The sequence below is a fragment of the Terriglobales bacterium genome (assembly GCA_035567895.1).
GTDB lineage: Bacteria > Acidobacteriota > Terriglobia > Terriglobales > Acidobacteriaceae > Gp1-AA112.
The window spans coordinates 49439-63831 of the sequence record DATMPC010000102.1; the positions used below are offsets into that span (position 1 = coordinate 49439).

11 protein-coding genes are annotated in these 14393 nt (G+C 56.1%); 3 read left to right on the top strand and 8 right to left on the bottom strand.

What is annotated here, in order from left to right; all coding sequences use genetic code 11:
* Positions 1–343: 343 nt before the first annotated feature.
* From VNX88_20895 to VNX88_20915, 5 genes are all read right to left on the bottom strand, one after another.
* The gene (locus VNX88_20895; GenBank protein ID HWY71136.1) at positions 344–2002 is read right to left on the bottom strand and encodes a tetratricopeptide repeat protein; all 1659 of its coding nucleotides are present in this window, start codon (positions 2000–2002) and stop codon (positions 344–346) included.
* 47 nt (positions 2003–2049) lie between these two features.
* The gene (locus tag VNX88_20900; protein ID HWY71137.1) at positions 2050–3576 is read right to left on the bottom strand and encodes a DUF4331 family protein; all 1527 of its coding nucleotides are present in this window, start codon (positions 3574–3576) and stop codon (positions 2050–2052) included.
* Positions 3577–3606: 30 nt separating this feature from the next.
* The gene (locus tag VNX88_20905) at positions 3607–4272 is read right to left on the bottom strand and encodes a hypothetical protein (protein ID HWY71138.1); all 666 of its coding nucleotides are present in this window, start codon (positions 4270–4272) and stop codon (positions 3607–3609) included.
* Positions 4273–4662: 390 nt separating this feature from the next.
* Positions 4663–5598, bottom strand: coding sequence for a thioredoxin-disulfide reductase (gene trxB / locus VNX88_20910; protein ID HWY71139.1), 936 nt, complete (start codon positions 5596–5598; stop codon positions 4663–4665).
* Positions 5599–5682: 84 nt separating this feature from the next.
* Positions 5683–6387, bottom strand: a complete 705-nt coding sequence (locus tag VNX88_20915; GenBank protein HWY71140.1) for a hypothetical protein — start codon at positions 6385–6387, stop codon at positions 5683–5685.
* A gap of 361 nt (positions 6388–6748) precedes the next feature.
* On the opposite strand from VNX88_20915, the gene VNX88_20920 reads away from it, so the two are divergent.
* A complete protein-coding gene (locus tag VNX88_20920; GenBank protein ID HWY71141.1) occupies positions 6749–6949 on the top strand; it encodes a hypothetical protein in 201 nt (66 codons plus the stop codon).
* A gap of 165 nt (positions 6950–7114) precedes the next feature.
* Here the strand turns inward: VNX88_20920 and VNX88_20925 are convergent, their stop codons facing one another.
* On the bottom strand, positions 7115–9220 hold the full coding sequence (locus VNX88_20925) for a S9 family peptidase (protein HWY71142.1): 2106 nt from the start codon (positions 9218–9220) through the stop codon (positions 7115–7117).
* A 55-nt stretch (positions 9221–9275) separates the two neighbouring features.
* Entirely contained in the window at positions 9276–11330 is a 2055-nt protein-coding gene (locus tag VNX88_20930; protein ID HWY71143.1) for an ATP-binding protein, read from the bottom strand.
* Positions 11331–11498: 168 nt separating this feature from the next.
* Here VNX88_20930 and VNX88_20935 point away from each other — a divergent pair, with 168 nt between their 5' ends.
* Positions 11499–12416 carry a hypothetical protein gene (locus tag VNX88_20935; protein HWY71144.1) on the top strand — a complete coding sequence of 306 codons (918 nt, stop codon included), beginning with the start codon at positions 11499–11501 and terminating at the stop codon, positions 12414–12416.
* Between the two features lie 147 nt (positions 12417–12563).
* Positions 12564–13979: an MATE family efflux transporter gene (locus VNX88_20940; protein ID HWY71145.1), complete on the top strand. Its 1416-nt coding sequence runs from the start codon at positions 12564–12566 to the stop codon at positions 13977–13979.
* Between the two features lie 61 nt (positions 13980–14040).
* On the opposite strand, the gene VNX88_20945 is transcribed toward VNX88_20940, so the two are convergent.
* Positions 14041–14283 (bottom strand): DUF1059 domain-containing protein, encoded by a 243-nt coding sequence (locus tag VNX88_20945; protein ID HWY71146.1) that lies wholly within the window; start codon positions 14281–14283, stop codon positions 14041–14043.
* Between the last annotated feature and the right edge of the window lie 110 nt (positions 14284–14393).

Here is a 14393-nt window from a genome sequence, read left to right on the forward strand (position 1 = left end):
GCATGATTTCTCGTGCTCGGTATCCCCGCCGAGAAGGAGGGCTATGAAAGGCACAAAGCGTTGCTTGCCTATGCTCGCAGTAGTCTGTGTTTTGTTCCTGACCGCCACCTTAAGCGCGCAAAATGCGACGCAAGGGTTTGACAGCAACCTTACTTATCCCAATCCTTGCAACGGCTCGGGCGTCCAGATTCAGGGACCGACTACGATCGACTACCACGAGAACCCAACGGGTGACGCTCCTCATGTCACTGTCCACCTCCGAATTGATGCCAACGGCCAGGACGGGTCCGGCAGTCCCTATGGCACGACTCTTGAATCTAGCGGGCAATTCGACACCGTAGCATCAAGCTACGACTTTCCTTTCCACTCGGTCTGGATAGGAATGGCGGGCGCGCCGAACTTCAAGCTTGACGGAACTCTTCGCGTCTGGGTGGCCAATGGTGCCCCGGCGGGCAGCACGATCGTTGTAGGCGATCCCACGATCCCCGACCCAGTCGCCAGCTGCACGAACTGACAAGGCAGTTTCAAAAGAAACACAATTAGGCACCAGGAACATGGATCGGCTTGCGCCAAATGTGCTCGCCGGTCCGGTTCGTTTGGGAGCGCATGAATGCTCACCGTCAAAGCATCTCGTGGTTCCAGTCTCAGGCCGGCGCAGTTCGGTTTTTACGACCTCTCCATTTTGTCGGCTGGCACTGGAAGGGTTAAGCCACCGTCGCGCCTCATCGCTATACAGGACATGAAACTCAGGATTGATCGCGAGTGCTTTGCGGGCGAAATCTGCCGCACTCGGGTTGCCGAGCTTGCGCTCAATCGCAGCGGCATGGAAGAACATAACCGGATCCCGCGTGCCGTGGGCCAGAGCCTTTTGCATGGCTTCGTGAGCTTCTTGCGCACGATTGTTCTTCAGCAATGCCCACGCGAGAGCGTCCCACGTGTATACATCGTGCCGCACTTCCAACTCTCTCTGCGCTAGAGCAAGCGATTCGCCCAAGCGCCTATCGTGGTCGGCAAAGAACAACGCGAGCTCGCGATTGTAGACCTGCTTATTCAGCGCCCCGAGCTGTCCGATGTACTCCACGAGTGCGTATTGCTTCTCCGCCTCCGCATCTTTTTTCTCGCGGTGATAGATATCTCCCAGCGCGGCGGCGTATGTGGGCAAAGGTATGACGGCAATCGCACGCCTGTAGAAATCGGCAGCTACTGTGAACTGGTGTTGGGCAGCGCGAACCTGTCCCATGCCCGCCAGCGCACGGTGATAGAGCGGAAAGGCCGACAAAGCGGCACTCATCTCCTTCTCCGCACTCGACACATTTCCGGACTGAAATAATTGCTCGCCAAGCATGAAGTGGGTCCAAGCCAGGTTTTCCGCCGGTAGGTGTGCCTGTTCAGAGAGTGCGCAGGCCTGCTTCATCAGTGAAATCGAACGCTCGACCTCGCCACGAATCCACGCCAGCGACGCTTGGCGCGTGGTCCTTAAGTACTCGCGACCGGTATGCGGACGCCCATCATTTGGGGCGGCAATTCTGGCGAAGAAGGACTCGGCTTTCGCATACTCTCCCATCTCGAGCTGCGCGTCCCCGGCAAGTGCCAAGGCATCTGGATCGTCAGCAAGCTTGAGGGCGCGCTCAGCACTCGAAGCTGCTTCCGAAAAACGGTGTTCCGCGAATTGAATTGCCCCTAATTGCCCGTAGGCGGTTACAGCTTCCTCATCCTGCGACTCCAGGTCCAGCGATTTTCTGGTCGCCTTCTCGGCAAGTTCGTAGTAGCTGATGTCGCCGGTTTCACGGGCCTTCAGTGCATAGGCACCCGCCAACCGGTTGTAGTTTACGTAGTAGTCGGGATCACGTGCGAGCTGCGCCTGAAAGAAGCGGATTCGCTGGTCAGTCGTGTCTGCTGCGAGTGGTTTGGGAGCAGATTGTCCAACAACAAGCTGGCAGACGAGGGCTAAGAGAGCGAATCTGAAACTGAGTACGGACGAATAAGAACGATTGGCCCTCATATGGAGAGACTGAAGAGACGCGGTTGTTACCGCGTCTCTTCTAAACGCTACTGCTGAGGCGGGAACCCAACGGTTCCTGGTTCGCCGGGAAGCGGATGAGGAGTGCCCACGTATGGGAACGTATTTGAGAACGGCCGGTCGTTGCCCACAACTGTGAAGTCGTTGAGCTGTGCATCCGGCTTGTTGAACGTTGTTCCCTGCACGACAACCAGAACACGACGATCCTGACATGCCGGAAATGCAGAGCATTCAAGCGCAACCCGTCCGATCGGACTACCACCACCAGGGACACCTGCCGGGAAGTGCACATCCGCGAGAGAGCGCAGTAGCTGCACCGCGATATCGACGCTTGGATCCTGAAGTCGTCGGCCGTTTTGCAGTCCAAACTGGCCAATATCCTGTTCGGTTCCCGGCACATCGAGATCGAACCGCAAGACGTCTGGCAGCAGTGCAGCGCGCAGAAGGTGTTTGTCCTTATTGACAAAGTTACCTGTAATTAACAATGGCGCACCATTCGGCAGCCCCGTTAAGCCGAGAGCCGTAAGAAGGTTCGCTCGATTTTGAATGGTGTTTTTCAAGGCTGGGTCGACTACTGAAGCATCGGTGTCCGTTAAAGCATCAGGGATCAATCCTGAATAGTTCGCCATATCGTGCTCAGGAATTTCAGCGTTCTCGGCATCCCGAGGTGTTCCCTTCGGAATAAACACGGTCGCGAAGACCTGCTGGCCCATTCGTTCGAACTGCTGGTAATGGGGACGCGGAGCATCGTCGTCTTCATCGTCATCGTGGTCGCCTTTGCCCCTGCCTTCCGACTTGGCAAAGCCCGGTTCACCACCTGAAACATGCTGGCTCACAGTCGCCCACACGTTGATCTTCGACTTCTGTCCCCGCACCATGGACTTCGGTACTGAAACCGCGATCGTCGTTACATCAAACCCGCCGAATCCGTCAACGCCGCTGGTGCCGTCGGCTCGCACTGCACGTCCACGAAAACCAGCGCTCGGGATAGCCCGGAAAACGTCCTGCGTATTGTTGAGAATTCGAAAGAACTGTCCTATGTCGAAGACGAAGGGATCATCACGCAATCCCACAAACGCCTTGATAGCTCCATCGGTACTTTGAATTACCTGTCCAAATGCGCCTTTCACCGCTGGATCTCCGCGGAGCAGAGTATTGCGCGCACCTGTGTTGGACGGCCTCGACGGCCCAAACACACGAATTGTCTGACCCGTTCCTCGGATGTCGGCAACCACCTGAAGAACGAGATCTTCGCGTGCGTCGCCAGTATTGTCGATCTTGAACTGATAAAGCAGGTCGGGCGACAGCGAGTAACTTGAAGCTTCAGCAGGAACACTGAAGGGATTCACGTTCATGATAAACACCACGCGCGACGAATCGTTCGGATCCGTAAACAGGTAGACATCGGTGATATCACCTTCGGGAATACCGTCGACTATCGGCGCCTCGCGGTGGTCCGCCGCCAAGGCGGTCGGAACGCGCCAGCAGGGCACCGCCACGAAAAGCGCCAGCGCCACCAGCATTGCAACCAAATAAAGAGCCCGATTCATTTTCATCTTTCTCCTCCGAATGATGGCCGGAAACAACTACTGCGCCGTTGCCGTGCCGAACAGCGATGTGGATCTGTCGAGGCCGGCGAGAATAATCTGATTCGGCGAAACCACGTAATAACTGAATTTATGGAGCTCAATAATTGCTACGCCGCGTCCGCGCCCAAGCTGTGTGCCGAGCTGGCCGGTCAGGGCCTCGGTTGTCCGCGAGAAGATTCCGTCTTCGAACTCTTCAGTCCCGGTACTGATCTCTCCGGTAGAGCTGGTGGTGAACGAGCCTGACGCCGACGCCTCGCCTTCCTCGCCCTTCCCACTCAGCTTGAAATCAAATTTCCCCACATTGCTGAAACCCGAAGTGCTCTGACGCTGCACGGTTCCCGTTCCGGTACCGTTGTACAGAAACGCCGCTTTCGCGGAGCCACTCGGGATTACAAAGGTCAACGTAGCCGCCATGGCTGTTCCATCGAAGAGCGTGGCGCTGACCGTGCCGATGGAATCCAGCTGATAAGTCCCTTCCAGTTGCACCGCGCTGTCCAGGGTTGAGCCGCGTTTCAGATCTTCAACGCCAGTGAGGTTTCCACGGCCATCGGATGTAAGGCTGCCCGCGACAAAGTAGTCGCCCTTACGCGGATCGGTCCCGCTGGCGAAAAAAACATAAGAGCCACGGAGTGGATCCAGGGCTGGCTTGGTGTTGGTGTGCAAGGAGGCGCGGCCTCCGCAAGCAAATGTGAAAACGGAGGCTCCGAGCACAGTTAGACACTGGAGACGCTGCTTACCTGTCATTGTCTGCACACGCACACAAGTTTTATCGCGCGAGACTATCTAGCCAGAGAACGAATTTGCGCGAGCGGGAGATTTGGCCGGTGGAACTTAAAGACGTTCGGGGGATGGCCGAACAGAGTAGCACCGCAATTGGCTATTTGCAACCGACACTCAAACTGGGTAGTGTCTCAGTTTGAATTTGCGGGGTATGGCGGCGAATCGCGGAGTATGGCAGCATTGAGCCATGGGAAACAAGAACGCACCAAAGCGAGAAAAGAAGAAGCCGAAGAAGAATAAGGCGTAAGGCGACCCGCGAAGATATGAGGAGAACTACAGTCCCTCTTCTTCCAGGAACTTCTCAGCTTCCATCGCTGCCATGCAGCCAGTGCCGGCAGCTGAGATCGCCTGACGATAGCGCCGGTCCTGCACATCACCGGAGGCGAAGACTCCCGGCACTTTGGTGAAGACGTAGTTCTTCGTAACGAGATAACCGTCTACATCGGTGTCCAACTGCCCTTTCGCCCATTTTGCGTTGGGCTCATGTCCAATACCGAGAAACATCGCACTGGCGGGAAAGTCCCATTTCTTTCCGGTCTTCAGGTTGCGCAGGCGGAGTCCTGTGACTTCCTTCTTCCGCACGTCGTGGACGTCTTCCACAACGGTGTCGGTCAGGAACTCAATCTTGGAATGCTGCCGGGCACGCTCGATCATGATCTTCGACGCGCGGAAGCTATCACGCCGGTGAATGATCGTGACTTTGTTGGCGAAGCGCGTGAGGAAAAGAGCCTCTTCCATCGCCGAATCTCCGCCCCCGATCACTACGACGTCTTTGCCGCTGAAGAAGAACCCATCGCAAGTGGCGCATGAGGACACGCCATGACCGATCAGCGCCTGTTCATTCGGAATGCCTAGCCAACGCGCTGAGGCACCGCTGGCGACAATCAGCGTGCGCGTGAGCAATTGCTTGTCACCGAAATTCAATACAAATGGACGCTTGGTGAAATCCGCGCTCACCAGGTGCCCCATCATGTAGTCGGCGCCAAAGCGGGCCGCTTGCTTCTTCATGTTCTCGATCAATTCGGGACCTTGAATGCCTTCAGGAAAGCCAGGGAAGTTCTCAACCAGCGTAGTAATGCCGAGCTGACCGCCCGGTTCGTGTCCCTCGATCACCAATGGCTTCAGGTTGGCGCGGCCGGCATAGATAGCCGCTGTCAGTCCGGAGCATCCGGAGCCTAGAATCACCACGTTGCGTACGGAGTTGTCCATATGCCTCAGAGATTGGATTCAACAGTCGTGTCAGAAGACTCAGACCGGGGGATTCGGGAACAGACATTGTACCCGCCGCTCCCGCTAGTGTGGGCCAGACGGTGGCATCGGAGCGCCTGCAGATTTCTTCGGCCCGGTTGCGTGGCCTGTAGAGGCGGAGCCCGAATTCAACCAGGCAATGTCACTGGCTAAGATCGTCCGCAGCTTGAGGAAGCGGCGATAGCCCGCGAGCGCGGCGGATGCCTGCGCGAAAATCGGTTCATACTTCGATTGATCAACACCCACGCAGCGCGCCAGCCCGACGGTTGTCTTTCCCGCACGCTCCACACGCAAACGCGAAGCGGGCGTGTCGGATTGAATCACAATTGAAGCTTTGCTGACGGAAGTTGAAAGTTTGTCTTCAATAGAGAGCGCCAGCAGATCCTTCACATCGCGTCCGCGAAAGACAAGCGTCTCGATCGTGTTCTCCGCGTCGGAGCTTAAAGAATACTGAATGGTCTGCAACGGCGAGTCGCTCTTGAATTCCCGGCGCAATCGGACGTACTTCGCACTAGCTTCCCCCAGTGTTGAAACCCCGCGTGCTATCTCGTAATCGCTGATAAAAGAAGGCGCTTTAGGCAAACGTGCTAACGCAGACGTCATTTCCTGCTGCTCTTCCGCTCCTGGCGTACAGACATTCAGAATGTTGACCTTCACCGGCGGACCTTGATCCGGCTTGGCTGCGTTGTCTTTTGCGTCTTGGCCAAGCGTCGCGAACGAGCACAGGATAATGAGGAGGAGGACTCGCACGAAGCGGATTGTAGAACAGAAAAGCACGCTCAGGTAAGCACACAGCATGGTGCAGGCTTGTCCAAATTAGGAATTTAGCGATTTAGGGAGGGGCATCGGCTTCAGCCGTGCCGAGACGGAATCCATAATCGATCCGGCTTTAGCCGCTGCGGTGGATTCCGCTTCGTGACTGAACACCTTAAATCGGTTGCCCGAAACCTAATAGCTAACTTCATCGAGAAGCACAACCCCAGCGGCTAAAGCCTGATCAATCCGAAACTTCAAACGGCACGGCTGAAGCCGGTGCCCTTCCCTAAGACTAATTTGGACAGCCCTCCAGCATGGCGCGTCTCTACCTTCTGCAACGCTTAAACTACTTAACATGGCGAATCTGATACTTGTATACGGCATGCGCCTGCTGCCGTCAGACGAAATCAAATCAGTGGGCGATGCTCCAGTGGAATTGAAGAACGGACACACAGCCCGGGTCACCATGCACATTCTTGAAGGCAGCAAAGAGGAGATTGAAGCTCAATTGCGAAATAGCGTGGAAGCTTTCTTCGACATCTATCCGGAGATATGAACGCCACTGAGCCAGGATGGCAAGGTACATGTGCGGCTTGGATTCGCTGATTGAACCAACGTGGGACAGTAATGATTTCAGCATTCGCCACGAGCATTGTTTTCAGCAACTTATCTGTCCCACTGTCCCAAACCCCTATATGCGATGGGACAGTGGGACAGTCGCTTATCTACCCTTTGTGACCGCCGCTGTGTTGGGGATCTTTATCCACTGATCCACCCACTCGCCCACGGTCTTGTACCAGAGCTGACTATTCTGCGGTTTCAACACCCAGTGACCCTCGTCTGGAAAGTAGAGCATCTTTGACGGCACCTTGATCAGTTGCAGCGTGGTGAAAAGCTGGAAGCCCTCGGAGACGTCCAGCCTGTAGTCAAGTTGGCCGTGGACTACGAGCGTTGGAGTCTTGAACTTCGTGACATATTGATTGGGCGACCACTTCTGGTATGTCTTCGGATTCGTCCATGGAGTGCCTTTGAACTCCCAGATGTTGAACCACAGCTCTTCTGTGGTCCCGAAAGCGGAAATCGTATTGAACATCCCATCGTGCGAGACCATGCACTTGAAGCGTGTGGTGTGGCCTAGCAACCAGTTGATCGCATATCCGCCATAGGAGGCGCCTAGTGCACACTCGCGCTCTTTATCTATGAACGAATACGTTTTCTCGACATAATCGAGGCCGTTCATCAGATCGATGATGGGCTTGCCGCCCCAATCGCCATTGATTCCGTCGATGAATTTTTGACCATACCCGGTCGAACCGCGCGGATTGATCAAGATCACAACATAGCCGCTCGCCGCCATGAGTTCGGCGTTCCAGCGGTAGGACCATTCCTCACCCCATTGGCCTTGGGGACCGCCATGAATTAGAAACTTCACTGGATATTTCTGCCCGGCGTTGAATCCCGGCGGCCTGAGCAGAAAACCCTGCACTCTCGTCTTCTCGGCGCCAGTAAATTCGAATGATTCCAGCGGAGACATCGCCACCTGCGACAACACGCCATCGTTCAGATGACTCAACTGCTGCGCTTCGGCTGCTCCGCCCTCTGCAAGGTTCGCCCGATAGATCGCGTTCGGCGCCGTAGCTGACTGGCGACTGAAGAAAATGGTCTTTCCGTCGGGACTGATAACAGGATCGTCATTTGTACCGGGGATTGCTTTCTGAGGCTCTCCACCGCTCACTTTGATGCGCCACAGCGGCGAGCCTCCGTGATCTTCGCCCGCAAAGTAGATCGTCGACGAGTCGGGACTCCACGTGAACGCCTCCACCCAGCGATCGAAGTTCTTGGTCAGATCGGCAGTCGCTCCGCTCTTCCGATCGAACAGCAACAGACGAAAGCGGTCGCTTTCATATCCGGCGCGCGCCTGGGAGCGGTACGCGATGTAGCGTCCATCGGCTGAATACAGAGGAGTGGAATCGCTTCCCGGGCTACTCGAAATCTTCTTCGGCGTGCCTCCCGTAATGGGAACAATAAAGACCTCGTTGTTCGTGCTGGTCGCTTCTACCTCGTCAATGTTGCTGGTGAATGCGACCTCCTGCCCATCTGGCGAAATCGCATAGAGGTCCTGGCCGCCGAGATTGAACGGTGGAACATCGTGATCGCCGGGCGTAATGTCCACCGGGACGCCGCCTTCAGTGCCGACGACGAACAAATGGCTGCGCTTAAAACGCGTGTAACTCGACCAATGGCGGTAAAAAAGGCGCGTAAAGACCTTGGCTTTTACCTTTGATTTGACCAGTTCCTCATCGCGGACTTTGTTGCAGGCATCGTCTTTGCAGTCAGGATAGACTTCGGAAACAAACACAATGTGCTTGCCATCCGCCGCCCAGACCGCTCCATCGGCTTCAGTTGAGAGCGAAGTAAGCTGACGAGCTTCGGCGGAGGGGGATCCAGCGGCGCTATCGAACCCGACTACCCATATTTGCGAGCCTCCAACTGCGCTGGAGGTGTATGAGAGGCTCTTGCCGTCGGGTGAAAATCTTCCGCGATTTTCACCGGCTGCCCCGTTCGTGATCTGCTTCGCGTCGCCTCCCGCGGCCGGGACAAGCCAAAGATGCGGCTTCCGCGTGTTCTCCGCGAGATTCACATCGATCGCCGAGAAGATCACCCAGCGGCCGTCCAGCGAGACTTGCGGATCGCCAACACGCTTGAGAGCCATCATGTCTTCGAACGTGAAGGGATGCTTCGATCCCAACGCGCTGGTGCTCTGGGGCCCGCTCTGAGCGACTGAGAGGCTAACAAGAGCAAATAGAAGCAAAAGCTTGCGGAGCATTCGGATTCTCCTGGGGCAAACCGGACAGTGTAACAAGGCTGGAGGGCTTCGAGGCCTACCGTTCAGCTACTCCGCTAGGCTCGAGGATTGAGTCTACGGCGCTGGCAATCGGCAGTTCGATCAGAATGCACGCGCCGGAAGGGTGCAGATTGTAGGCGCTGATCTCGCCGCCATGCTGTTTCACAATTCCATAGGAGACGCTCAGTCCCAATCCGGGACCCTTGCCGGGATCCTTCGTGGTAAAGAATGGATCGAAAACGCGGTCAGGATTGCTGAATCCGGGGCCGTTATCGCTGAAGCGAAGCTGCATGCGCTCCCCTTGCCGCGTCGCCTCGATGTCAATGCGCCCGGCGGAGACCTCACGCAAGGCTTCTATCGAGTTGTTGATCACGTTGAGAAAAACCTGCTTCAACATGCCTTCGTCGACCAGGACTCCGGGCAGTGCCGGAGAGATTTCCGCAACAACCTGCAGCCCTTTGTGTCTGATTTCATAGCGTCGCAGATTCAAAACTTCGTGCAAAACGTGCGCTAAAGATACAGGGCGCCGCTCAAACTTCGTCTGCCGGGCAAAGCTCAGCAGGTTTTCGATGATCTGTTTCATGCGCAATGCTTCGCGCCGAATTACCTCTGCACTGCGTCGTGTGCCCTCATCATCAGTCGATCCGGAAAGCATTTCTGCGTATCCGAGGACCGCAGTCAGCGGATTGTTGAGTTCGTGCCCGGTTCCGGCGATCAATTTTCCCAATCCGGCAAGCTTCTCCGAGACCACCAACTGGCGCTGCAAATGCGAATTTTCGATAGCGATAGCCAGGTCGGTGCACAACATTTCGACAGCTGCGAGGTCTTCCGCGGTCACGCGCAGCACATCCCTGGGTTCATCGAGCAGGAAACACCCCAGTAAAGAACCACGCGTAGAAGACATTGGGACCAGAATTCTCTCGCCCTGCTGCCATTGACGCGTGTGCAGATAATGCGCTGAACTCGACAAATTCGCCGCATCTCGAGGCGGCTCCGAAGCAAATCGAAACGAATGCGATCCCACCCTCAACGCCGAATGGCGTAATTCCTCGACACGCCCAACCGTCAATTGCCCGACCTCCTCGCGCAGTGTCGCGAGGTTCTTAGCGTCCATTCCGGCTGAGCCCGCGAGGTACAGATTGCGCTGGTCATCGGTGAGCAGGATGACAACCCGGGCAAAATTGGAGCTTTCGGTTACGATGCGGGCGATCTCGTCGCAGAAACTGGCGACATCCGTGCCACTCAGCAGGCGCGAGGTAACCTGAAAAAAGCCCTGAATCTGCTCTCTGGTCGCGCGTTCCTGAGCTTCGGCGAGCTCTGCGGTGCGCGATTTGTCCTCCAGCAGGGTCACAATCATGCCGATCGCGACCCAGAATTTCGGTATGTTTGCGAGCGCAATCAGGCCTTCAACGGCGTTCGGATGCGTCGGAGCAACAAGATAAAACACGGGAAAAACCGCTGCCCAGGCGAAGAATCCAATCGATGCGAGCACCACGCCGGGAGAAAACCGCTTATATGAGTGCCAATATAGGAATCCAGCAAGCGCATAAGTGGCTGCCTCAATGGTGTAGAAGCCTAGATCGATGCGTCCCTGGAGCGTCCTTGCGGCGCCCCAGAGTGCGCCGATAAGCAGAATCGCGCAGATTCCCAATATGTATTTCTCAACATTTCGGCGGTAATAGATCAGAATCCACGCACAAATACCTACTCCAAGCGCGATGCTAAGGAGCGCAAACACCCATAGACGCTGATATCTCAGCGCAAACAGCCCCGCATAAGTGACCGATGGCACTGCTGCCACCAGGAAAAACGGCCAGCGTTGACGCGGATCGTGGAAAATTCGCGTCATCGAGACTGCTAATACGACGCCGCTAAGCTGCAATCCTCCAAGATCGATGGCATTAACAGCGGTGCTGGAGAACCCAACTGCGCCGCCAAAGACCTGCACAATGACGCGCAAAAGCACCAAACTCCACGCAATAACCCACAAACGAACCTGATAAGAGCGATCTCTGCGCCGCAAGAACCAGAAAATGGGGACTAGCGCACCGAGCAGAAGGATGGTTGGGAGCCGGTGAAAGGCGAACATCATGCGCGGTAAGTGGCCTCAGAGACGATTTTCAGCGATTTGGCCGCCGCCTAACGAGAATTATTTCACAATTTTGACGGCTTATTCACCGCCGATATGGCGGGGTTGGCTTACTTTTGTGTAACTTACTATGCCCAAATAGGGGCTACAATATCCAGCCGGGATCAAAAAATGCGGTTACTTAAGCAGGTTTTGAGGACAGTATTCGCGCTTCTTGCGGCACTTTTGTGGCTGTCTGCGGTCACTCAAGCGCAGTTTACAGTCGGTTCCGGCAATTCTCAGCAGGTTCCCGACATCGCAAACGAGGGTTCCGGACCCCTCGATCCGGCTCAACCGGCGGGAATTTCCGTTCAGGAAATCATCCAGAAATTCACGGTCAAGGAAGACGACTTCAAGCAAGCTCGCGACCACTACACCTGGACGGAGGACGTGAAGTACCAGCAGCTCGACGGCATCAGCGTCGTCGGCGAATTCCGCCAAGTCTCCGATATCGTCGCCGACGATCGCGGACGCAGACTCGAAAAGGTGAAATTCGCGCCACAAACCAGTCTCTACATCACCAAGGAAGACATGGACGACCTGCGCAAACGAACCGCCTTCTCGCTGACAAGCGAGGACCTGGCCAAGTATCAGGTCATGTACGTAGGACAGCAGAAAGTAGACGACTTGCAGACCTACGTTTTCGACGTCGCGCCGAAGACCATCGAAAAAGGACAGCGCTACTTCCAAGGACGCATCTGGGTGGATAACCAGGACTTGCAGATCGTCAAAACATACGGTAAGGGCGTTCCCGATATAGGAAGAGATCTAAGCCCCAAGAAGAAGAAAAAGCATCCGGAGGAAGAACAACTCTTCCCCCACTTTGTAACTTATAGAGAGCAGATCGACGGAAAATACTGGTTCCCAACCTACAGCAAGGCGGACGAAGTACTCCATTTCTACACCAGCGATGCGCACGTAAAGGCAATCGTCAAATACACGGACTACAAACGCTTCGGCTCCACTACAAACATCATTTACGGCAATGATGTCACAAAGAACAATGGCCCACAGAAGCCAGGACAGAAAGCAGCGCCTCAGCCGAAGTAGCAGTCGGCGATCAACATCTGCACAGACCTTGCCTTAACGATCGGTACCGGCGGCGGTAGCCGCTGGGTGAGTACAGCGTCCTGAGCGCTTCACCTGCCAGGAGCAGGGAATCCGAATCATGAATCATTGTGTAACGAGGACAACGCTGTGAGCACACCGGCTGTAGTACACGAAGAGCGCATCACCTGGTGGACGGTCGTCCGCGACGCCGTTCGCGGCACACATCACGACTACACTGCTGGTCCGATTGCTCGTGCGGTTGTGCTGCTTGCCATCCCGATGATCCTCGAGATGATGATGGAGTCAGTCTTCGCCGTGTGCGACGTCTTCTTCGTCTCACGGCTCGGACCTGACGCCACTGCCACGGTTGGCCTCACCGAATCGATGCTCACGATTGTCTACACCGTGGCGATCGGCCTTTCGATTGGCGTGGCGGCAACCGTGGCGCGCCGCATCGGAGAGAAGCGGCCCGAGGCAGCAGCCGAAGCAGCGGTGCAAGGCATCGCGCTCGGGCTCGGTGTTGCCGCGATCGTCGCTGCAGTTGGCATCACTCTCGCTCCGCGGCTTCTCGCCATCATGGGCGCCTCGCCTTCGGTCATGGCCATCGGCTCGAGTTACACGCGAGTAATGCTGGGTGGTAGCGCAAGCGTCCTTCTGCTGTTTCTGGTCAATGCAATCTTTCGCGGATCCGGTGATGCTGCCATCGCCATGCGAGTGCTGTGGCTCGCGAACGCGATCAACATTATTCTCGGCCCCTGCCTCATCTTCGGCCTCGGTCCCTTCCCGCGTATGGGCGTTACCGGTGCGGCAGTCGCAACGACCATCGGACGGAGCACCGGAGTGCTCTATCAGCTCTACCGCCTCACTCGCGGCGACTCCCGAGTAACCGTCACGCGAAGGAATCTCGCTCTGCGACCGGCAATCATGGCGAGTTTGATCCGGCTCTCGGGATCGGGAACTTTTCAGGTGCTGGTAGGGACGGCGAGCTACATCGGTCTGGTCCGTATCCTCTCGACGTTCGGCAGTAACGCCGTCGCGGGCTACACAATTGCCATCCGGCTTGTCATCTTCTGGATGCTTCCATCATGGGGACTGTCCAACGCAGCAGCCACCATGGTGGGCCAATCGCTCGGCGCTAAAGATCCTGACCGTGCCGAACGCGCCGTCTGGATCGCTGCGAAATACAACATGGCCGTTCTGGGGTTCGTGGGACTCCTCTTCATCGCGTTCGCAGGTCCCATCGTTGGCGTATTTACGCATGACCCTGCGGCTGCCTCGATCGGCGCGCAAGCGCTGCGCACGATGAGCTACGGCTTCGTCTTCTACGCTCTCGGTATGGTCCTCACGCAGTCGTTCAACGGTGCAGGAGACACCTGGACCCCTACTTGGATCAACCTGTTCTGCTTCTGGCTGTGGGAGATTCCGCTGGCTTATGTCCTGTCGCGAGTCTTGAACTTCGGCCCGCTGGGTGTCTTCCTCGCAATCATGATCGGCTACTCGACGCTCGCCCTACTCAGCACTGTGCTCTTCCGTCGCGGACGGTGGAAGAGAAGCATGGTGTGAGGATTTCCTGAAATGGCAAACGCCCCACCAATGTGGGGCGTTCGAATGCTGGAGTCAGCTACTAGGCGGCGGCTTGTCTACGGATCGCCCCTCGCACCTGCGAACGGGTGTTCTCGTCCATGTTCATGTGGTGGACTTCTCTAGCATGCTGCTCGATCTTCGGAAGAAGTTCGTCTTCACTCTTTCCGCTCGCCTGCCAGTTGCAGTTGCCCTGACCAACGTCTGAACATCGGAATGTAAGATTCTGGCTGCCTTGCCCTGTATTGCGTTCCGACGAAGGACCTTTTGAAAGATCTTGTGGCATGTTGATTTTCCTCCAGCCACAATTGTCCCGCGAATCCAGAGCAGCGTCAGGAAAATCGAGAGCTGCTCAGAGAACAAGACCGAGAGGCAAACACGAAGGTCACGAAGGCA

What these genes read in the sequence shown, in the direction of transcription:
- VNX88_20925 (HWY71142.1), bottom strand. Translation starts at nt 9,220, where the DNA reads ATGCTCCGCAAGCTTTTGCTTCTATTTGCTCTTGTTAGCCTCTCAGTC.
- VNX88_20945 (HWY71146.1), bottom strand. Translation starts at nt 14,283, where the DNA reads ATGCCACAAGATCTTTCAAAAGGTCCTTCGTCGGAACGCAATACAGGG.
- VNX88_20935 (HWY71144.1), top strand. Translation starts at nt 11,499, where the DNA reads ATGCGGTTACTTAAGCAGGTTTTGAGGACAGTATTCGCGCTTCTTGCG.
- VNX88_20895 (HWY71136.1), bottom strand. Translation starts at nt 2,002, where the DNA reads ATGAGGGCCAATCGTTCTTATTCGTCCGTACTCAGTTTCAGATTCGCT.
- VNX88_20930 (HWY71143.1), bottom strand. Translation starts at nt 11,330, where the DNA reads ATGATGTTCGCCTTTCACCGGCTCCCAACCATCCTTCTGCTCGGTGCG.
- trxB (HWY71139.1), bottom strand. Translation starts at nt 5,598, where the DNA reads ATGGACAACTCCGTACGCAACGTGGTGATTCTAGGCTCCGGATGCTCC.
- VNX88_20920 (HWY71141.1), top strand. Translation starts at nt 6,749, where the DNA reads ATGGCGAATCTGATACTTGTATACGGCATGCGCCTGCTGCCGTCAGAC.
- VNX88_20900 (HWY71137.1), bottom strand. Translation starts at nt 3,576, where the DNA reads ATGAAAATGAATCGGGCTCTTTATTTGGTTGCAATGCTGGTGGCGCTG.